The following is a 22,125-nucleotide window of genomic DNA, read 5'->3' on the forward strand; positions in this document are numbered from 1 at the left end:
AAAGAACATCATGGGATGCGTTATACCCAAAGCATCGGAAAAGCCCGGGTTGCCATACAGGTCGGGCTGACATTGGCCTGTCTAAATTTAAAAAAGCTGGCCATCCTGAAGTATAAAAGGGGACTTGCTGAGCGGGATTCTTTTGCGCCTATCTCATTTTTTACTGCTTTTTTCAATTTTAAGGAAAAAACAAAACCAGCGAACCGATGGTGTTGTTTCGGTTAGCTGGTTTGTCTACGCTCTGAGGACCATTGATATCCGCAGATATCAATGGTCCTTTTTTATGTTCTTATTCCATTGTCTGGGTGTGGGACGGCCGCCGATTGAATTTTAAATCCTCGGGATGCATCTCATGCTCGATCTCATGGAAGGCCCGGTAGAGGGCCTCTCCATCACTGTACATTTTAAGCTTGATCCAATAACGTCCCCGAACCAATTTGGCCCCATTGACCCGCAGATAAATACGGGAATTGGCTAAGTCCCGGATATGGAAGCTTGTCAGTTCCCCTTTGGGGTAAACATGCCGCCGCCCAAAGGCGTGGAATTCCCAAGCTGATCCCGTATCGACAATTTTTTGGGGATAAGCCAGTGCCACCAAGGTGTTAAACAGTGTATAAACGGCCACCACCAGCACCAGAGACAAGAGATCGAACCCCTTGTAAATGACGATATTATCGTACAGGGCAAAGACTGCCAAACAGCCCATAAGCACCACATTGGGCAGGATTATTCCAGTGATGTATCGTTTTTTATCATAGGTATAGCTCGTCATGGCTTATCCTCCTTAACCGTTAATTTTTAAGCAGCAGAAACGTCTTCCGATTCCATTTCCTTCCGCAGCTTGGCATTTTTTAAGATGCGGCTACGGTTCCAAAGGGCCAGCCCAAGGGCCAGAACCCCAAGAATAATGGCTCCAAAAATGCTCCCCACAAATTCCATCATCCGCACGATGGACCAGGTTAAAGGATTGGCGCCGTCACACAGAGAAGAAATAAGCTTAACCCCCTGGGGCATATCAAAGGCAGCCTGGATGGCAGCCTGGGTCTGCAGCGGTGCCAGATTTGTGGAGATCAGAAGACCCACGGTAATAATAATCAGACCAATGATGAAGGTTCTAAAGCCATTCCCCCGGCAAATGGGTACGATAAATACCAGCATAAAGGGAATAACCGCAAGGTCCGCAAAGGGCATAACCTGGTTGCCAGGCAGAATAACAGCAAGTAACAATGTAATGGGAGTTAACAATAATGCGACAGAAAGCGTAACCGGGTGTCCTAAGGCAACAGCAGAGTCCAGACCGATGTAAATTTTATCCCGCTTCGAGAATTTTTTCTGGATGAATTCCTGGGCCGCATCGGACACCGGAATCAGGCCTTCCATCAGCAGTGCCGCCATTTTAGGAATGAGCACCAAACAAGCTCCCATGGTGATGGCCAGAGTCAGATAAGTCTTGTATTCTCCAAAGCCATAGGCCACCATCCCAACGACCAAACCAATGATGGTCCCCACCAGCAGTGGTTCCCCAAAGACGCCCATTTTGTTTTCCAGCACCGTAGCATCAATATCAATTTTATTCACACCAGGAATAAAATCAATAATTTTATTCAGCACCCAGGCGATTGGGGCAAAAGCGGCACTGAAGCCATGGGGAATGGAAATCCCCGGCAGTCCATTGTATTCCTCAAACATGGGGGCAGTGACATCTGCAATAACCATGACGATAATCATATTGATGACAGCAGCAAAGATTCCCCAACCAATACTCCCGGTAAGGATGGCCACCAGGGAGCCCGTAAAGGCAAAATGCCAGAAATTCCAGATGTCGATATTTACTGTTTCCGTAGTGTTCGTCGCAAGCATCACAATATTGAGCAACAAACACACTGGAATAATAAAGGCCCCAACCTGGGTCCCAAAGGCAATGGCAGCCGATGCCGGCCAGCCGACGTCGATGACATTGAGCTGAAGGCCGTAGGTATCCACCATGGCCTGGGTCGCCGGTCCAAGACTATCCCCCAAAAGCCCGATAATCAGATTCAAACCAATAAATCCAACACCAACCATGAGGCCAGCCCGCAGGGATTCCCCAAATTTTGCACCTAAAACCAGGGCAAAGACTAAAATGATGATGGGCATCATAACGCTGGCGCCCAAACTGCTTAACGTATTAAAAAAATTAGCAATAAATTCCATGAAACCTCTCCTGTCCTATAATTACATAATGCCGATAAAAACCTGTTTTTCCATTAAATCCCTAAAATATCCACAACCTCAGCCATACATTTATCAATACCAACCCCAGAAACAAAGGGCAGACCATTGATATAAGGGGTTTCAAAGTCGTGGTTCTTCAGTACCGTAGTGGAAACCACCAAATCATAATCCTTGGCTTTGGCTTTCATTTCTGCTACCTTGCACTGACCGATGGTCACCTGATCTGCCTTTCCCATTTTTTCCAATGCACTGCCAATTTTCTTAACTGCCATGGTGGATGTGGCCACACCTGTGCCACAACAAACTAAAATCTTTTTCATAAAAATATCCTCCTTTGGATTTTTATATTTGAGAGAAAATCTCTAAAACAGCTTCTTTATTCTTCGCTTGGCGAATCTGATCCAACAACGCACTATTTTGGAAAATCTCCATAAGCTTCTGCAGGGTTTCAATATGGCCATCCGGCTCATTGGTCGCAATCATAAAGATCATTTCCACCGGTACAGTGGCGGTATCATCCCCCAGGATGACAAAATCCACTGGTTTCTTCAAAATAGCAATCCCCAGTGCCTTATCGGCCACATGGATGGGATCGGCATGGGGGATCGCCACCCCAATGGTTTGAGTCGGGATCCCTGTGGCAAAGTTCTTTTCCCGCTCAAGCACCGCTTCAGTAAAACTAGCCTTTCCGTAACCCAGCTTCACAAAATCCTCGGCCATGGTCTTTAGGGCGTCAAACTTATCCTCAGCCTCTAAATCCATATAAATCAGCGCTTCCTTTAACATTCCAATACTATTTTCCATTTACCTTGCCTCCTATTGTTCTGTCACAATTCTTAAAAATCGCAAATAATTCCTCTGGGTTTTCAGCATTCCGCAGGGCTTCAGCACGATCCGTCCCATCAAAGAAATCATAAAATTCACCGATGGCTCCCAGGCACTGGGAGTCCACTGCCATGAGCACCACCAACCACACCGGCCGTCCATCCCAATCCACCGGCTCCTTAAGCTTTAGGATGTTTAGCCCCGGCCGATTGACTGCCTCGGGCAATCCATGGGGAATGGCAATGCCATCCCTAAAATACGTACTGCTAAGGTCCTCCCGTTCAAATACGGTATCCCTGAAAATCGGTGACACCATTTCTGCGTCCTCCAGACCACTGACTAACTCCTGGATAGCGGCCTTTTTGGTTGACACACTCTGGGCACAGGTCAGGAAACGGATTTGCACTAAATCCTTTAGTCCCAAGGGCTTTGGAGTCTCCCGCCAACCCTCCAGGCGCTTCGCACTCCCTCCGATAATCGCACGAACTTTAGCCAGGCCTTTCCCGCTGCTTAATTCATTAACATGAACGAAGGGAATCCCTGGGACCTGGGGATTGATGGACCCCACAATCCCCAGAACCTCGTTATTTCGTTTCAAATCCCGGATGGTATCCTCCAGCTGTTTATCAAAAAGACCCATGGGCATAATTTTATACTGGGGGGCCTCATCGCCCAAAAGACTCTCAAGGACATCCACAATACGGACCGCCCCACCGTGTCCGGTGATACACACCGTCAGCAGGATTTTCTGCCCTTTGCGTTGGGACTCTGGCTCCAGGGGATTTTTAGACATGGACAACAGCCCATCAGCAATATCGTCTAAATTGGACTCTGGCAGAATGGCCCGACGCACCGCATCGATGGCCAGTACCGTATCGGTCCGGGTAATGGTCCGGGTGGGGATTCCGGTTTTTTCAGTAATAATGTCCCCAAAGGAAACCAGGGAACCCATATCCACCAGCAGCAGCACCCCCTTCCCCATTTCAGCCTTTTGCACCAAAGCCTGGGTACGTTCCAGGGCGTGCTGGGGCTTTTCATCCAAGGCCATCTCCATGAATTTAGCGTGGTTCACCCCCAGCAGGCGGTTGGCCACAGCGGCCATTCCCTCGGCCACAGATCCATGGGAGGCCACAATAACCCCGACGCAGCCCTCCCGTTCCTCTTCAATCCCCTCGATAATCATCCGCAGGTACATGGTAATGAAGCCTGCCTCATCCTCTGGGAGGGAAACGCCCATTTCCCGCTCAATGATATCCGTAATCTCCAGGGACATCTGGAACTCCTTCACATATTCCTTCTTAATCTTTGCCAGTTGGGGATTAATCAGGGCTTTTCCGCCCCGTACCCGCTCAAAGGTGGCGCTGAGGTGGGCTGCCAGAATGTAGTACAGACCCTCTAAATCCAGTCGGTACTTCTTTTCAATATGCTGAATGACCTTATCCACAATCCCGAGGATTTCCAGTCCAAAGATGTTGACCAGCTCTTCTTTACTGAGGCGCTTCTTTGAACCCTCCACCCGTTTAACAAAGTGAATCAGCTTTTTCTCAATTTCATTGCCCAGGATATAATTCACAATCTCCTGATTGTCATACCTTCCATTCAGCTCACCGTAGCGCTCTTCAATAAAAGCATAGATTTCATCCGGCATAATATAGAGATTACTCTTAATGGAGGAAATGGTCTGTGTGTATCCCGGGGTAATGATAATGGCCTCATGTCCGACAATTTGGTCCATTTCCTCCCGATAATACTTCATTTGCAGGAGCCCTCGTTTCGTCGGCGTGGACAAATCGTCCATGGTCAGCTCCATCTCTTCCCGTTCCCCCACGACCACATTCATAAATCCCCGGGCACAGGCCACCTGAATCTCACTTTTCAACTGCCCCAGATTCCCCGGGCACTCAAAGAGCAAGAGCGATTTTAAGGCATCGTTGGAAACGATAATCGTCCGGCTGATGCGCAGGGCCTCCTGCTGAACAAAGATCTTAATGATATCCAGCTTTTCCCGCATGGGGCGCTCTGCCAGAGAAGGCATGGCGATGACCATGGGAATCCGCCGTCTGAAGGTATCTAACAGGGTTAACTCCGGATTTTCGGTCGTCGCCGCAATAATGGTCAGGCTGGCACTCCGGTCACTACTGGTTTCCCCCAGTCGCCTGAACTTGCCCTTGTCAATAAGATAAAACAATTGTTCCTGACCCTCGGGCGGCAGTCGATGGACTTCATCCAAAAATAGAATGCTGCGGTCGGCCTTTTCCACCAGCCCCGGCTTATCCTGATTGGCTCCCGTAAAGGCACCCTTTTTATAGCCGAAGATCTGGGACATGAGCAGCTCTGGGTTTTCCGCATAATCGGCACAGTTGAATACAATGAATTCCGCATCCTTATCCAGGTAGCCAATATCCCGGGAAAACCGAAACATCGCCGTTGCCAAATCACTTTTCCCCACTCCGGTTTCCCCTAAAATAAGGGTGTGCAATCCCCGGGGGGGATACATCATGGCAGCCTTAGCCTGTTTAATAATTGGCGCCAAACTGCGATCATGACCTACAAAGGAGTCAAAAGCATCCACCTTCTTTTTGGGGGCCTTTGTTTCCCTGGGCACTGCACCAGCCATGAGGTTTTTTTTGATTTCACCCACGGCATTGCGGGAGATGATAAAGCCAGCCCCATTGAGCCGGGCCGTCAGCCCTCGGTCTGAAAGGGTTTCAAAATCCGGTATCTGCTCTGTTATGTACGTCGATACGAAGCCTTTGAGCCGCTCCCGGGAATCCTCAATGCCCAAAGCTTTTCGTGATGTCGTCACCTTTTCGCGTCGGGTATTGAGCTTCTTTGCGATTTGTTCGTCTGTTAATGGGCAATGCGGATCTTCCGATTCGATAATTGCCCGTAATTTTTCTTTCATTTTACACGCTCCTTAGAACAAGTGGTCGTAGTAGCATACCATACCCATACCCGCATTGCATTGATGGTTGACGTTTCACACCTTTATACTTAAGCAATTTCCGTGCCAACTTTTGGCAGAGTTTGTAACGCCCTATTTTAAGCCATTTTCAACATCTAAAAACACAAATCCGACCACTTCTTATTGGTTTTATTTGTTCTTCTTATGGCATTTTTTGTGTTTTTCACCCCTTTTTCCTTAAGTGTCCATAAAAAAAGGTCTCGTGACAATACGCATCACGAGACCTTTTTCAGGTTATATTCTTTTCTTGAACGACTCCTCTATTTTACCACCTGGGTTAATTGGGAAAGAATCTTTTGCAGCTCTGAAAGCTTACTACCGTAGGTTGCCCAATCCCCATTTTTCTGGGCCTCCGTGGCCTCATTATATAAGGTGTTGGCCTTATTCACCAGTGCTGGGGCAGAGTTATCCGCGGTGGATGCCCCGCCGCCTTCCTTAGCTGCCGTATAGTTAAAGACCTGGGACAAAGCATCTCCTAAGGTATCAGCCATGACAATGGCATCCCCATCGGATACAATGACCTTCTTTAATTCCGGCAGGTTATTTTCCCCGCCACTGGCCTGCAGATAAACCGGCTCCACATAGATGAGGCCCTCTTCAATGGGGATGGTCATCATATTGCCCCGGAGCACCTTGGAGCCCTGCTGCCCCAAAAGGGTCAGCTGAGGACTGATGACAGTGTCCTGATCGATGCGCTGCTCAATCTGCATGGGGCCGTACACCAAGGCCTGCTTGGGGAATTGATACAGCAGCAACTGCCCGTAATCCGCCCCATCGGATACCCCTGCCAGCCAGGCAATCATATTATCCTTATTGCTCGGTGTAAAGGTCTTGGTGAGCATAAATTCATTATCCCGGTCCGGCAGCTTCATAATAATATAAGAGGATTCGATTTCCACCTCTTCCTTGGAATCACCATAGAACTGCTTCGCCCCATCCCATTGGTCTTCCTTATTGTAGAAAACTTGGGGATTGGTCATATGATAGGTGCTATAAATCCCTGACTGCACATCAAAGAGGGTTTTGGAGTAACGCAGATGGCTCCTTAAACCCTCGGGCATTTCATCCATGGATTTAAAGAGGTCTGGGAAAATGCCCGAATAAGTATTGGTAATGGGCTCATCTTCCACCTGGTAGAAGGAGACATCCCCGTTATAAGCATCCACCACGACCTTGACAGAATTCTTTAAGTAGTTATTCCCAGACTTATCGTAGGGTGTGGCGTAGGGGTATTTATCACTTTTTACAAAGGCATCTGCAATCCAGTACTGCTTGCCACCAACCAGTACGATATAGGGGTTATCATCATATTCAAGGAAGGGGGCAATGGTCTTAATGCGCTCCATGACATTACGATGGAGCAGAATGCGGCTATCCCCTGTAATCTCTGAGGTAAACAGCATCTCCGGGGAGCCGGTGTACAGGGCAAAGGCCAGGCGGTTGATAAAGGACATTTTAATGCCAGCGGTGCCATTGTACCAGGTTTCCTCATTATTATCTCCCTTGGGATAATCGAATTCCGGACTGGAGGCCCCCACCACCACATAATCCTGATTCCCTTCACCAAAGTAAATCCGGGGCTGCTCCACGGACAGGCTCTTGGTGGTGGTGACCGGTGGGATATCCTTAATCATCAGCTCCGGCTGACCAACGGCATTCACCTTATTCACTGGCGACATCGCCACGCCAAAGCCATGGGTATATTTTAAATGAAGATTAATCCAGGACTTGGCATCGCTGGATAATGCCTGATTATCCATCTCCCTGGCCCCCAGGAAAACCTGGGTATAGGTGCCATCGATGGTATACCGGTCGACATCAACACTGTCAAATTTATAGTAATTTCGAATCCCCTGGAGGGAATTATACATTTCCTTCGTTGGCCCGGGATCATTAATGGGAATATTACCGATGGTTGTACTGTTTGCTGCTACGTCTGCTGCCGTAATGGCCTGAGTTGGTGCATATTCCTTAACCACCACATTATCCAGGCCATAGGATTTCCGTGTGGCCTCGATATTCTTTTCCAAATAGGGAGATTCTGCCACATATTGATTGGGAACCACTGCGACGTATTCATAGGCTGCCTGAATAACGGTCCCCACCACCGCCACTGCAATAAAAAGGACCGGTCCCGCTACCAACAGGATATAATTCTTTCGGGTGACCTGCTTATTCCCGCCACCGGACAAACGAATCCCAGCAATGACCGAGGTCACTGCAAAGACCACACAAAGGCCCATGCGCAGGAATAAAAATTTCTGTCCGATGATAATATCCGAGGCCCCGGCACCATACACCATCCCAGTGCCACCGTAGACCATTTCAAAAAGATTCACTCCCTGACCCAGGCCCAATAAAATGAAAAAGGCCCCCAGGAAAATACCAATCTGGCGTCCTGCTAAAGTAACAAAACGCTTAAAGAACGCCACCACCGACTCTCCTAATTCCCCTAAATCTCTGGGGGTATCGTCATTCTCACGGTACAGCACATAGGCTGTATATAAAAAGGTGAGAACCACCATCAGGATGAAACAATTGAAAACGACGGAATAAACGGCTTTAAACAAAGGCAGGGAAAAGAAATAGAAGGACAGATCCATGCCATAAAGGGCATCCGTTATTCCAAAGCCATCCGAGTTGGTATAGAGGAGTACTTCATTCCAAATCCCATTGGCCACTGTGGATGTCACCACTAAAGCTGCCAGGGCCGTCATAACCAGGGCTACCCGTTTCTCTGATCGGGTCGTGATTCGCCCTGTTACTCCCAGATATTTTTCTGATAAGCGTTTTAAGAACTTCAGGTAAAAATACACCAGGACCACCAGAATAATAAAGAGAGGCACACCAATGGTCAGTTTTGTCACAAGCTCTTTAAAAAAGACGTCCAGATAGCCCATTTCCGAAAACCACAGATAATCAATATAAAATTTGTTGCCAGTGATGAGGATGGCGACAATGACGATGACCACCGCCAAAATCGACCACACCACCTTACGTTGTTTGTTCATAACATTTTCGCTTTCTATGAATACCTTTCCAAAAAATCGATTGTAATACTGCTATTCTACATTAAATCCCTGGGGTTTAAAAGCAAAAAATAAAAAGAGGGCCCGAAAGCCCCGAATTAGTCGTCAATTTTAACATATTTAGAAATATAACGCTCTTTTTGATCATCCTTTGGCGTCATAATCGTCTTACTCATGAGCACTTCCCGGAACTCACAATCCACCATTTTCGCAGATTGCATATTGGTCTGGTATAGCTCACACTTAGAGAAGATAACATCGGTAAGGTTGGCATGCTTAAAGTTTACAAAGGCCAGATTACAGCGAATAAACTTCAATCCCTCTAAATCGGCACCTTCGAAATTGGCTTTTTGCAAATCGACATTAACGAAGTCATGATTCTTCAAATCCATCCCAGAAAAATCCGCTGGTTTTCCCTTTGAGGGATCTGCCAGCCACGCTTCATGATCTTTGACCATCTGATAAAATAATTTGTCATCCAACATTTCTCTATCCCCCTTCATTCTTTTAAGTTTAACTTTTATTATACACCATATTCTTTAAAGAAAGATAAAGAACGCCGCCCCGAAGGGCGGCTGAGGGTATTCTCTGTGGTCTTTTTCTTACAATAAAGATTGGTACAGTGCCTTGATTTCTTCCACGCTGGTCTCCCGGGGGTTACCAGGACGACAGGCATCAGCATAAGCAGATTCAGCTAAGAAATCTAAATCTTCTTCTTTTACAATATCCTTTAAATCAGCGGGAATTCCGACATCTGCGGATAATTGTTTAACAGCATCGATGGCTGCTTTACGGTATTCTTCCGGAGTCATGTCGTCGACACCTTCCACACCCATGACCCGGGCAATTTCACGGAATTTTTCGCCAGTATATTCGGCGTTATATTCCATGATAGTGGGCAGGAGGATGGCATTGGCAATACCGTGGGGGGTATCGTACTTAGCACCCAGACAGTGGGCCAGGGAATGAACAATGCCCAGTCCCACATTGGAGAAGCCCATACCCGTGAGGTATTGTCCAAGGGCCATATCTTCCCGGCCTTTGGGGTCGTTATCGCAGGCGGCACGCAGACTGCGGGCAATAACTTCGATAGCCTTTAAATTCATCATATCGGTCATTTCCACAGCACCAGCGGTGGTGTAACCTTCGATGGCATGGGTTAAGGCATCCATACCGGTGGAGGCGGTGAGGCCATAAGGCATACTGCTCATCATATCCGGATCAACAAAGGCCACAACGGGGATATCATGGACATCGACACACACCATTTTACGGGTGTTCTGGACATCGGTGATAACATAGTTAATGGTGACTTCCGCAGCGGTACCAGCGGTGGTTGGCACGGCGAAAATAGGTGCTGCCGGTTTTTTGGTATCCGCCACACCTTCTAAGCTGCGAACATCCGCAAATTCTGGATTGGTGATGATAATCCCTGTTGCCTTCGCAGTGTCCATGGAGGAACCTCCCCCAATGGCAATGAGGTAGTCTGCTTCAGCAGCCTTGAACGCGGCCACACCAGCCTGCACATTTTCGATGGTCGGATTCGGCTGGATTTCCGAAAAAATTTCATAAGCCAGACCAGCGCCATCTAACACATCCAGAACCTTCTGGGTCACTCCAAATTTTACCAAATCGGGATCAGAACAGACCAAGGCTTTCTGGAAGCCACGGGCCTTTGCTTCTGCAGCGATTTCCTGAATCGCACCGGAACCATGATATGAGGTTTCATTTAAAACAATTCGATACGCCATAATATTACTCTCCCTTGAATATATTATTTGTATTATTAATCATACCAGTATGTAACGGATAATCAAGATATAATTCTAACCGGTAATGGCAAATTTTTTCTAAGCCCTATTGGCATTCATTCCTTCAGTTAATTCATCCAAAAAATCCTCAATATAGAGCATATGCTCCAGCATACGTTTTTCGGCCAGACGCCCATCTTTAGAAGCAATGCCTTCCAAGATTCGCCGATGCTGGAAGTTAATGACCTCTGCATCCTGTTCTTTTTTCAGAATCGCAGTACGTCCCTCCCGAATGATGTCCTCCATCAAACCTGTCGCTGATGATAAGGTATCCCGAATCAGACAATTTCCACTGATGTTGGCAATGGTATCGTGAAACTCCTTATCCAAAACCGATGCCGCCTTTTCATTCTCAGCCCTCTCCATTCGGGTGTGGATATCCGTTAAAAAAGCAATATCGGCATCGCTGGCATTCTCCCCAGCTAGATGAGCTGCCTGGAGCTCTAAAGCCTGCCGGAAGCGATGAATATCCCGAACTTCACCATCATTCAGCCAAAACATGATGGACAGGGGCTGGGTAAGGGCCGTAGATAAATTATCACTGACGAAATTCCCCTCTCCCTGACGACACGTTACCAAGCCGTACATCTCCAAAGAACGAATGGCCTCCCGAACCGTGGCCCGGGAAACGCCCAGCTGTTCAGCCCATTGCCGCTCCGGTGGTAGCCGATCCCCTGCCCGCAGCTGCTTATGGACAATATTATCTTTAATCTGATCGAGAATTTGCAAATAAATCCTCTTTTGTGAGATATCTTTATAAACCATTTTATTTTAATTTTCCTTCCAATGCGCTCATTATGAACAATATATTGTTATTTTAACACAACCCACCTTTTTTAACAAGATTTTACCCTTGACACTTCATGGACATCCCGATATACTAAACCCATCAATTGGTCAGACCACTGACCAATAGGAGGTAATATTAATGAAAATCTTAGTGTGTATCAAGCAGGTACCCGGGACATCCAACGTTGCAGTGGACCCGGAAACTGGCGTACTGATCCGTGACGGGGTGGAATCTAAAATGAATCCCTATGATCTGTTCGCATTGGAAACCGCCTTTCGATTAAGGGACGAACTTGGCGGCTCCATTACGACATTATCCATGGGACCGCCACAGACCAAGGAGGTTATTGAAGAATCCTTCTTCATGGGTGCTGATGCCGGCTGTCTCATCTCTGACCGCAAGTTTGGCGGGGCAGATGTGGTGGCCACCAGCTACACTCTGGCCCAGGGCGCCAAGAAGTTAGGCGGCTTTGACCTCATCCTCTGTGGGAAGCAGACCACCGATGGAGACACCGCCCAGGTTGGTCCTGAAATGGCAGAATTCCTGGGTATCCCCCACGTAACCAACGTCGGAAAAATCCGGCTGGCGGATGACAAAGGGCTGACCATCGAAATGAACATGGAAAACTCCATTGAGGTCCAGCGGGTAACCACCCCTTGTCTGCTCACCGTAGATAAGGACATCTACACCCCTCGCCTTCCTTCCTATCTGCGTAAGCTGAACTTAGCTGGAAAACAGGAAGTCCAGATGCTCTCTTTAAAGGATATGTACGACACCGACGAAAAGCACTACGGTCTTGCTGGCTCCGCTACCTCAGTCGAACGCATCTTCCCACCCGAATCCAACACCAAGAAAACCAGCTATCAGGGAACATCCGGAGAAATGGCCAAGGTGCTTTATGGCATCCTTTCTGAACAGAAATATATCTAGGGGGAACCAAAATGGCAGGAATTAAAGTAATTAAACCCAATTGCGGCCAGGACGTTTTCGAAGCGTTTTCTGAAATCTGTCCCTTCGGTGCTTTTTCCTATGAAAATGATACTTTAGAAGTTACCGCCGCTTGTAAGATGTGTAAAATGTGCCTGAAAAAAGGGCCGGAAGGTATCTTAGAATTTGAAGCCGATGAGGAACCAAAGGTCGATAAGGACGCCTACAAGGGTATCACCGTCTATGTGGACCACGTGGAAGGCCAGGTCCATCCGGTCACCCTGGAGCTCATTGGCAAGGCCAAGGAGCTGGCCGCGGTCATCCATCATCCAGTCTACGCGTTATTCATCGGCTCGGGCGTTGAGAAACAGGCCATGGAGCTACTCCACTACGGCGTAGACAAGGTTTTTGTCTACGATGATGCCCGGCTTAAAAACTTTGCCATTGAACCCTATGCCAATGCCTTTTCCGATTTTATCGAAAAAGAAAAGCCCTCTTCCATTTTAGTGGGAGCCACCAATGTTGGCCGTTCCCTGGCACCCCGGGTGGCTGCTCGGTTCCGCACCGGCCTCACCGCTGACTGCACCGTCCTTGAAATGAAGGAAAATACCGATTTGGTCCAGATCCGCCCAGCCTTTGGGGGAAACATCATGGCTCAAATCGTCACCGAAAACAATCGTCCCCAGTTCGCCACCGTGCGTTATAAGATTTTCAACGCGCCAGTCCGGTCCACATCCGCCTCTGGGAACATCATCCCCATGACCATGGAGGACGACAAGTACCAATCCAGCATTGATGTTCTGGAAGTGATCCAGAAGGAAAAGGGCATCGATATCTCCGAGGCCGATGTCATTGTCGCCGTTGGCCGGGGCCTAAAATCCGATAAGGACCTCCCCATGATCCAGGAATTTGCCGATGCCATTGGGGCAGAACTAGCCTGTACCCGGCCCTGCATCGAAGCGGGTTGGTTTGACGCCCGCCGCCAAATTGGTCTCTCCGGACGGACCGTCAAGCCCCAGATCATCATTGCCCTGGGCATCTCTGGCTCCGTCCAGTTTGCTGCAGGGATGCAGAATTCCGATTTCATCATCGCCGTTAATACCGATCCCAAGGCTTCCATCTTTAACATTGCCCATGCAGGGATTGTCGGGGATTTATATGAAATCCTTCCAGAGCTCATGACCATGATTGATTCCAATTGTGCAGAAAGCGAGGCCGTGTAATGGCTTATAAAAAAATTGACGAATTCGATATTGATTATTTACTGAGTCTGGTGGATCGCAACCGAATTATGGTTGGCGATGAAATCAGCGAGGATTATAGCCACGATGAAATGGGCACCATCTCCCATTATCCCGATGTCCTCATCCAGGTCATCTCCACAGAAGAGGTTTCTGCCATTATGAAATACGCCTACGAACGGGATATCCCCGTGGTGGTTCGGGGCTCCGGCACCGGCCTCGTGGGCGCCTGCGTCCCCGTCTATGGCGGCATTATGATTGAAACCACTCTGATGAACCATATTTTAGAACTGGATACCGAAAACCTCACCATCACCGTCGAACCTGGGGTCCTCCTCATGGAGTTGTCCCAGTTTGTCGAGGACAATGATTTATTTTATCCCCCGGACCCTGGTGAAAAATCCGCCACCATTGCGGGCAATATCTCCACCAACGCCGGTGGGATGCGGGCTGTAAAATACGGTGTTACCCGGGACTATGTCCGGGGGCTGACCGTAGTTATGCCAAGTGGTGAAATCTGTGAGCTGGGGGGTAAAATCGTCAAGAATAGCTCCGGCTACAGCCTTAAAGATCTAGTCGTTGGCTCCGAAGGGACCTTGTGCGTCATTACAAAAGCAATACTTCGCCTCCTCCCCCTTCCCCGAAAGACCTTAAGCCTTTTGGTTCCCTTCGAAACGTTCTCGGATGCTGCGGCCATCGTTCCTAAGATTATTAAATCCAAGGCGATTCCCACCGCCATTGAATTCATGGAAAAGCCCACCATCCTTTTTGCCGAAGAATTTTTAGGAAAGAAATTCCCGGATACGGGGAGTGCAGCCTATATTCTGCTAACCTTTGATGGTAATACCAAGGAACAAGTGGAAAGCGAATACGAAGTGGTGGCAGGTCTTTGCCTTTCCGAGGGAGCCAAGGATGTGTACATCGTCGATACTGACGAACGCAAGGACTCTGTTTGGAGTGCCCGGGGCGCCTTCCTGGAAGCCATTAAAGCGTCCACTCCTGAAATGGACGAATGCGACGTGGTCGTCCCACGGAACCGTGTGGCGGACTTCATTAATTACAGCCATGAGCTGGAAGCCGAGCTCGGAGTCAGAATCCCCAGCTTTGGCCATGCCGGCGACGGCAATTTACACCTCTACATCTGCCGGGATGATTTAGATGAGATCACTTGGAAGCGTGTGCTCCAGGAAGCCTTCGACAAATTATATGCCAAGGCCTTTGAAATGGAAGGCTTGGTTTCCGGCGAACACGGCATTGGGTATGCTAAGCGGGATTACCTCATGCAGGATTACGGTCCTTTTGAAATGGATCTGATGGATGGCATCAAACGAACCTTTGATCCTAAAAATATTTTGAACCCTAAAAAAGTTTGTCAGATGTAGGGGGCCTCATGGATAACCAAATCTTGCTTTTCTTCCTGGCCCTTGTCCCCATCGTGTGGCTCATTGTGTCCCTGGGCGTCCTCAAGATGCCTGGGCACATTGCTTGCTCCATTGCCCTGGTCATTACCTTACTCCTATCGATTTTGGTTTGGAAATTTTCTTTTGTTAATGCGTTGACCGGAGCCCTGGAGGGCATCGTGATGGGGCTATGGCCCATTGTTTATATTATCATTGCAGCGGTGTTTACCTATAACCTCACCACTGCTTCGGGGAGTATGGATACCATCAAGAAAATGATGACCGGCGTGTCTTCGGACAAGCGGATCCTCGTCCTCATCCTCGCCTGGGGATTCGGCGGCTTCTTAGAAGCCATCGCTGGCTTCGGTACTGCCGTCGCTATCCCCGCTGGCATCATGGCTGCTCTGGGGTTTGGCCCCGTTGTAGCCGCCGTGATGTGTCTGATTGCCAATACCACCCCCACCGCCTTCGGTGCCATCGGCCTCCCGGTGACCACCTTAGCCCAGGTGGCTGGTTTGGACGTGATGCACTTATCCTATGTGGTTACGATCCAGCTTTTTGTGCTGATTCTTATCATCCCATTTGTGCTGGTGGCCATTGCCGGTGGTGGCGTTAAAGCCATCAAAGGCGTATTCGGTATCACGTTAGCTTCGGGGCTGGCCTTTGCCCTTCCCCAAATCGTCGTCGCCAAGTTTATTGGCGCGGAGCTTCCCGCCATCGTCGGCTCCATCTGTTGCCTGGGAGTGACTATCTTCATCGCGAAGAAGTTCTACCATAGGGACATGGAATCGGCAGACGAGAACAAAGTATCGGCAAAGGAAGGGTTCATAGCATGGCTTCCCTTTATCTTTGTTTTCCTCCTGATTATTTTATGTTCATCGCTTGTCCCCCCAATTAATCACGCGCTGAATATGGTGAAAACATCGATTCCCATTTACACCGGGGAGGGTGCAAAACCCTATACCTTTGCCTGGCTGGCTTGTCCTGGCACGCTCATCATCATTGCCACCTTCTTAGGCGGCTTGTGCCAGGGAATGTCCTTTAAGGAAATTGCAGTTGTTTTAGGCAAGACCGTCAAACAAATGGCTAAAACGGCCATTACGGTATGTTCCATTGTCGGCCTCGCCAAGGTGATGGGCTACTCCGGTATGATTTCGGTCATCGCCGCTGTGCTGGTCGCCCTTACCGGGAACGTCTACCCCCTCATTGCCCCCATCATCGGTGCCCTGGGTACCTTTGTCACCGGGAGTGATACCTCCGCCAACGTCCTTTTCGGACAGCTTCAGGTCGAGGCTGCCCAGGCCATTGGGGCCGATCCATATTGGATCGCTGCCGCCAATATGGCTGGGGCTACTGCGGGGAAGATGATCTCACCCCAGAGCATCGCTGTTGCCACCGCTGCCACTGGCCTAATCGGTCAGGAGGGCCGCATTCTGGGCAGTACCATTAAGTATTGTGCCGCCTATGTGGTCCTCATTGGACTGGTGGTCTTCTTCGGCGGACCCCTTCTGGGATTTTAATCCCCCTTTCGCAGCCTTTTGCTGCTTGAATAAGCCGTCCCTTGGACGGGGGCGTACTCCCCTTGGGTACACCGGTTATCCGAATTCATGTACAAATTTTACCTAAAAAATAGAATGCTCATTAAAAGCGTCTGGGGCTCCCAGGCGCTTTTATTATGGGCGTAAAACCATTCAGAATAATGTTTTTTTTACAAATCTGTGATAAACTATCCTTATTACAAAAGAAATCCCACCAATGAGAGGACGAGAGATGGAACACCAAAATGATAAGCCGATCCAAGCTGACCGTCGAGCCATCAATATGAACAACATGCGTCTGATGATTAACCGCCTGATTAATGATGATTATATGTTCTTAGGCCAGATTGAGGTGGCTACCGGCCTGGCCACCCTATACGACGACGATACCAACTTCCATTTCAAAAAGGATGATTTCATCCAGATGCATTATGACAAGCTGGTTCCCACTGTTTTTAAAAAAATCATTCAGGATAACTATTACGCCGAAGCCGTCCAGGCCCTGAGCCTCAGTACCATCATTAAACAACTGGCGATCCACGACCCTTATCTTTGTAACTTTCCTGTCAAACCTCACGATTCAGTAAAAAACGGGTATTTCCAATGGAAATGCACGTATCTGGATGATCGTAAAACCATCATTCTCATTGCCAGCACCGATATCACCGAAGCCGTTTCCCAGGAACGGGATCCTCTGACCGGCCTGCTAAACCGGTATGGGTTTTATCGCCATGTCCGAAGGGTTCTGGATACTGATAACAAGCGGCATTTCAGCATCATCCGCATTGATCTTGATAATTTTAAGATGCTTAATGATACTCTGGGCATCGAAGCCGGGGATACCCTTTTAAAAGACTGCGGAGCTTTTCTTCAGAAATATCGCAACGAACATACCCTTTTCGCCCGACTGGATTCGGACCATTTTGCCGGTCTCATCCCCCAGGATACCCTTAATGATACGGCGCTATTCGAACAGCTTAGCCATTGGTTTTCGACCTATCCCTTAAAATTCAAACTTTCTACCCACATGGGAGTCTACACAGTGGAATCCCGGGATATGGATGCTGCAATCATGTGCGACCGTGCCCTCCTCGCTTTAAAATCCATCAAAGGCAGCTACACGAAGCGCATCGCCTGGTATGATGATTCCCTGAGAGCCCGGCTCATGGAGGAACAGGCGCTTTCAGGCGAAATGGCAGCCGCCCTTGCCCAAGGCCAGTTTGAAATCTATTTCCAGCCACAGGTTAATTATGAAAGCGGCGCCTTGATTGGGGCAGAGGCCCTGGTCCGATGGAACCACCCAGAACGCGGTATGCTTCCGCCGTCTACCTTTATCCCCCTATTCGAGCGCAATGGCTTTATTTCAGATTTAGATGAGTATGTTTGGGATCGATGTTGCAGAATCCTGCGTAAATGGCTGGATGATACCCAACGGTACGTCCCCATCGCTGTTTCCGTTAATATCTCCCGGGTGGACATCTATAATCCACATCTCTGCGAGCGTCTGACCGCTCTGGTTGAAAAATATCATCTTCCTGCAGGTATGCTGAAGCTGGAAATTACCGAAACCGCCTATATGCAAAATCCGAACCAATTAATTGCTGTGGTGAAAGCCCTGCGTGAGGCAGGATTCCTTATCGAAATGGATGATTTCGGCTCTGGTTATTCCTCCCTGAACACCCTAAAAGATGTCCCTGTAGACCTGCTCAAGCTGGATATGCGTTTTCTTTCCTCTGGAGAGGACGATGCCAGAGGCGGTAATATTCTGTCCTCAGTCATTCGCATGGCCCATTGGCTCAAAATCCCTGTCATCGCCGAAGGGGTCGAAACTCAACATCAGGCAGATTACCTGAAAAGCCTGGGATGCTTATATATGCAGGGCTATTATTTTGATCGGCCTATGGCCATTGATGCCTTCGAACCCCTCCTCCTCCGCAACGCAATCGAAGGAACTGATCGGTATAAAAATGTGGATTTAAATGGTATCGCCGCATTTTGGGATCCTTCGGCCCAAAACGCCCTGCTTTTCAACAGCTTCGTCGGAGGAGCAGCCATCATTGAATATCATATGGGCGAGGTTGAAATCCTCCGGGCCAACGATCGCTTCTACAAGGAAATCCGAACCACCCGGGAAGCGTACCTCCAGTGCCAGCAGCAATTGTTAAAGCGCTTTGATTCTGTCAATCGGGCCAGATATATCGAAATGCTGGAAACCGCCATACGCACCGGAGAAGAAGCCGAATGTGAAATCAAGAGCCAACCCCACGCATTGGATGCCGAGCCTTTGTGGACAGCCAACCGGGTCCGCCTGTTGGCCAAAAACGGTGATACCTGCATCCTGTATCTCGCTCTGGAAAACATCAATTCCCGCAAGCATATCGAAGAGCAGCTTCGCATCAACCAGAAGGCTCTCCAGCTCTCCATTTCAAAGATGGGCAAGCACGTGTGTTATTTTGATATTGCTACCCGTACCCTTTCCATGCCTGAGGCCTATGCTCAAAAGCACGGCGCCCCACTGGTTCGCCAAAACATCCCCCATGGTGCGGCCTCGGTCCTGCCCCAGGACCGTCTGAAATACAATGCTTTCTACGAGCGTATTCTAAATGGCGAGGAAACCGGCAGCGTGGTTGTCCGCATCCAAAACATTAACGGAGGCTTCTCCTGGGAGCAGATTGATTTTGCCACTCAGTTTTCTGATGAGGGGAATCCGGTCCAGGCCATCGTCGTCGTCCAGGATATTTCTGCCCAAGTGGACGAGGTGTTATCCGCACTCCAGCGTTAAAAATATCTGAATACAGTAAAACTTTGATGGATTGATGGAAGAATTCGTCCTTTTCTATCCCCCGGGCCTGAAACATGCTAAAATAGCATCATAATATGCAGTACCATTGCCGAAAAGGAGAGGGAAAATGCGTAAGGATAATGACAAACGCGTCTATTTAATGGATGACAGCACTGATGTAGTGTATCTGAAAAATGTAGTTGATGACCCGGAAATTCAGGTGGGTGAGCACACCTACTACCATGATTTTTTTAAGGATCCCCGGGATTTCGTCAAAAATAATATCCTGTACCATTTCCCGGGTTTCGGGGATAAAATCGTCATTGGAAAATACTGCTCCATCGCCTGTGGCACCAAATTCATCTGCCCCCTGGCCAATCACAGCTTTACCTCTCTGGCCAATTATCCCTTCCCCATTATCCCTGAGCATTGGGAGCTGGGCGAAGAGAGCATGACCAAAGTCTCTGAATGGAAAGGGCCGACCATCGTGGGAAACGACGTATGGTTCGGATTTGAATCCGTCATCATGCCTGGTGTCACCATCGGAGATGGGGCGGTCATTGGCACCCGCAGTGTCGTTACCCATGACGTCCCCCCCTATACCGTTGTCGCCGGTTCTCCGGCCCGCATCATCCGCAAGCGTTTTGACGATGCCACCATCAATCAGCTCATGGCTCTGAAATGGTGGGACCTGCCAGACGAACAGGTTAAAGAAATCATCCCCGCCGTCATGGATGGGGATATCCATGCCGTATTAGAGAAAAAATGGCTTTCGGATACCGTACGCGCTGTGTTGGAACGGATTCAGTCCTCAAAATAAAAAACATCCATCCCAATAAAACCATCTCCCCAAACCAGCTCTGACATCCAATGGACGGGGGGATTTTTTTGTTCTTTGTCTTTAATTTATCAAACCGTAATTTTTAGATGGAAAATTCATGGGACATTCCGGATCCAACGCAAAATTTATGTAAAATTATACCCTTGCAATTTGAAGGCAAAGTGCCTAGAATGAATTTAGGTTTGTATTATAAATTGAGTGAAGGAGCGTAACTATGTTTGGATTTGGACAATTGATCGACAGCTTGAAAAAAGATCCCAAAAAGATCGTTTTCACCGAGGGGACGGAACCCCGAATTCTAGAGGCGGCTTCCCGTTTATTGGCCGGGACCTTCCTGCATCCCATTCTGGTGGGAAATCCTGAAGCGGTTATGGCGGCAGCCGAAGAAGCCGGCTTCAACATCCGTGGTGCCGAAATCATCGATCCCGGGAATTATGATAAAATGGATGAGATGATTGAAACCTTCTGTGAACTGCGTAAAAGCAAGGGCGTCACACCGGAACAAGCCCGGGAAATCCTCTCCCAGGGCAACTATTTCGGTACAATGCTGGTGAAAATGGGTGTAGCAGATGCCCTCCTCGGCGGCGCCACCTATTCCACCGCAGACACTGTCCGCCCGGCTTTACAGCTGATCAAAACCCGTCCAGGCAACAATCTGGTTTCCTCTGTATTTATACTGGTTCGGCCTTCCGCCATTGGTGAAAACGAAGTGCTGGCCATGGCGGACTGCGCCATCAACATCCATCCCAACGAAGATGAATTGGCCGAAATTGCCACAGAAGCCGCAGAATGTGCTAAAATCTTCGGCATCGATCCCAAGGTCGCTTTCTTAAGCTACTCCACCATGGGCTCTGGTTCTGGTGAAGATGTGGATAAAATGCGCAACGCTGCTGAAAAAGCCCGGAAACGTGCACCAGAGCTGGATATCGAAGGTGAAATCCAGTTTGATGCTGCGGTCGCCCCTCGAGTGGCCCGGACAAAATGCCCCGACTCCAAGGTCGCCGGCCAGGCGAATACTTTCATCTTCCCAGACATCAACGCTGGTAATATCGGCTATAAAATCGCCCAGCGCCTGGGTAATTTTGAAGCCTATGGCCCCATCCTGCTGGGCCTCAATGCCCCGGTTAATGATTTATCTCGGGGATGTAATGCGGCAGAGGTTTACTCCATGGCCATTATTACTGCGGCGTTGGCATAGTCTTTATCCATCGAAAAAGGAGATCATCCCATATTTATATGGTGATGGTCTCCTTTTTTTGTACTGCTGTTATCGTCTGAAATCCGCGGTGTACGCGCCCTCACACTATTTATTCACGAACTAAATCACGGGCTAAAACCGATAGACAGAGTAAATGCTCTTGATTCAACCTTTTTAAATATTCAATCGTCTCTCCAATTAATACTGGGTCCTTTTCTTCTATCGCAAAAAATTGTTTTGGTGTAATGCCAAAGTATTCGCATATATTAAAAAACACCGACATTGATGGCAAAATTTGTCGATTTTCAATGTGATTGATATAACCCGAACTTTGCCCTAAAGATAAACTCATATCGCGAGCAGATACCCCTTTTTTAATTCTTAGCTCTGCCAATCTGTCAGAAAAATCCTCTTCATACAAGGTACCCACCTCACTTCCTCAATTATCTTTTCTATTATAAAGCACATTCTTATTTTTTTATGCATTTTCAATCTCTATTATATTGACATAGTGCCTTTTAAGAGCATATAATAAAGAAAATATGACTTAAGGTCTAATTAAGG

At 48.4% G+C, this 22,125-nt stretch carries 17 protein-coding genes and 1 pseudogene; 8 read left to right on the top strand and 10 right to left on the bottom strand.

Annotation, left to right across the window (positions count from 1 at the left end):
* A pseudogene (locus BLU30_RS14365) lies at positions 1 to 225 on the top strand (IS5/IS1182 family transposase); the annotation flags it as partial.
* A gap of 64 nt (positions 226 to 289) precedes the next feature.
* Here BLU30_RS14365 and BLU30_RS11700 read toward each other — a convergent pair.
* From BLU30_RS11700 to BLU30_RS11740, 9 genes are all read right to left on the bottom strand, one after another.
* A complete protein-coding gene (locus BLU30_RS11700; RefSeq protein ID WP_090246606.1) occupies positions 290 to 772 on the bottom strand; it encodes a hypothetical protein in 483 nt (160 codons plus the stop codon).
* Between the two features lie 26 nt (positions 773 to 798).
* Positions 799 to 2,193 carry a PTS galactitol transporter subunit IIC gene (locus BLU30_RS11705; protein ID WP_090246608.1) on the bottom strand — a complete coding sequence of 465 codons (1,395 nt, stop codon included), beginning with the start codon at positions 2,191 to 2,193 and terminating at the stop codon, positions 799 to 801.
* A gap of 53 nt (positions 2,194 to 2,246) precedes the next feature.
* Positions 2,247 to 2,534, bottom strand: coding sequence for a PTS sugar transporter subunit IIB (locus tag BLU30_RS11710; protein WP_090246610.1), 288 nt, complete (start codon positions 2,532 to 2,534; stop codon positions 2,247 to 2,249).
* 22 nt (positions 2,535 to 2,556) lie between these two features.
* Positions 2,557 to 3,018 (bottom strand): PTS sugar transporter subunit IIA, encoded by a 462-nt coding sequence (locus tag BLU30_RS11715; RefSeq protein ID WP_090246611.1) that lies wholly within the window; start codon positions 3,016 to 3,018, stop codon positions 2,557 to 2,559.
* On the bottom strand, positions 3,008 to 5,944 hold the full coding sequence (locus BLU30_RS11720) for a sigma 54-interacting transcriptional regulator (RefSeq protein ID WP_090246613.1): 2,937 nt from the start codon (positions 5,942 to 5,944) through the stop codon (positions 3,008 to 3,010). The genes BLU30_RS11715 and BLU30_RS11720 overlap by 11 nt, the downstream gene beginning before the upstream one ends.
* 320 nt (positions 5,945 to 6,264) lie before the next feature.
* A complete protein-coding gene (locus tag BLU30_RS11725; RefSeq protein ID WP_090246615.1) occupies positions 6,265 to 9,015 on the bottom strand; it encodes a UPF0182 family membrane protein in 2,751 nt (916 codons plus the stop codon).
* Between the two features lie 116 nt (positions 9,016 to 9,131).
* Positions 9,132 to 9,518, bottom strand: a complete 387-nt coding sequence (locus tag BLU30_RS11730; RefSeq protein ID WP_176770925.1) for a pentapeptide repeat-containing protein — start codon at positions 9,516 to 9,518, stop codon at positions 9,132 to 9,134.
* A 117-nt stretch (positions 9,519 to 9,635) separates the two neighbouring features.
* Positions 9,636 to 10,784, bottom strand: a complete 1,149-nt coding sequence (fucO, locus tag BLU30_RS11735; protein ID WP_090246618.1) for a lactaldehyde reductase — start codon at positions 10,782 to 10,784, stop codon at positions 9,636 to 9,638.
* Positions 10,785 to 10,883: 99 nt separating this feature from the next.
* Positions 10,884 to 11,573, bottom strand: a complete 690-nt coding sequence (locus BLU30_RS11740; protein WP_242873579.1) for a FadR/GntR family transcriptional regulator — start codon at positions 11,571 to 11,573, stop codon at positions 10,884 to 10,886.
* A gap of 199 nt (positions 11,574 to 11,772) precedes the next feature.
* On the opposite strand from BLU30_RS11740, the gene lctB reads away from it, so the two are divergent.
* From lctB to pta, 7 genes are all read left to right on the top strand, one after another.
* A complete protein-coding gene (gene lctB, locus BLU30_RS11745; RefSeq protein WP_090246622.1) occupies positions 11,773 to 12,564 on the top strand; it encodes a lactate dehydrogenase subunit LctB in 792 nt (263 codons plus the stop codon).
* 11 nt (positions 12,565 to 12,575) lie between these two features.
* Complete coding sequence (gene lctC, locus BLU30_RS11750) at positions 12,576 to 13,784, top strand: lactate dehydrogenase subunit LctC (RefSeq protein WP_090246625.1); 1,209 nt, start codon at positions 12,576 to 12,578, stop codon at positions 13,782 to 13,784.
* Positions 13,784 to 15,184, top strand: coding sequence for a lactate dehydrogenase subunit LctD (gene lctD, locus BLU30_RS11755; protein ID WP_090246627.1), 1,401 nt, complete (start codon positions 13,784 to 13,786; stop codon positions 15,182 to 15,184). Before lctC ends, lctD begins: the two co-directional genes overlap by 1 nt.
* Positions 15,185 to 15,192: 8 nt before the next feature.
* A complete protein-coding gene (locus tag BLU30_RS11760) occupies positions 15,193 to 16,722 on the top strand; it encodes an L-lactate permease (protein WP_090246629.1) in 1,530 nt (509 codons plus the stop codon).
* A gap of 250 nt (positions 16,723 to 16,972) precedes the next feature.
* Positions 16,973 to 19,522: an EAL domain-containing protein gene (locus BLU30_RS11765; protein ID WP_176770926.1), complete on the top strand. Its 2,550-nt coding sequence runs from the start codon at positions 16,973 to 16,975 to the stop codon at positions 19,520 to 19,522.
* A 127-nt stretch (positions 19,523 to 19,649) separates the two neighbouring features.
* Complete coding sequence (locus BLU30_RS11770) at positions 19,650 to 20,342, top strand: CatB-related O-acetyltransferase (protein ID WP_090246632.1); 693 nt, start codon at positions 19,650 to 19,652, stop codon at positions 20,340 to 20,342.
* Between the two features lie 235 nt (positions 20,343 to 20,577).
* Positions 20,578 to 21,561 (top strand): phosphate acetyltransferase, encoded by a 984-nt coding sequence (pta, locus tag BLU30_RS11775; RefSeq protein ID WP_090246634.1) that lies wholly within the window; start codon positions 20,578 to 20,580, stop codon positions 21,559 to 21,561.
* Between the two features lie 109 nt (positions 21,562 to 21,670).
* Here the strand turns inward: pta and BLU30_RS11780 are convergent, their stop codons facing one another.
* On the bottom strand, positions 21,671 to 21,982 hold the full coding sequence (locus tag BLU30_RS11780; protein ID WP_090246668.1) for a helix-turn-helix domain-containing protein: 312 nt from the start codon (positions 21,980 to 21,982) through the stop codon (positions 21,671 to 21,673).
* Between the last annotated feature and the right edge of the window lie 143 nt (positions 21,983 to 22,125).

It is taken from the genome of Eubacterium barkeri (assembly GCF_900107125.1).
In the GTDB taxonomy this organism is placed as follows: Bacteria; Bacillota; Clostridia; order Eubacteriales; family Eubacteriaceae; genus Eubacterium_O; species Eubacterium_O barkeri.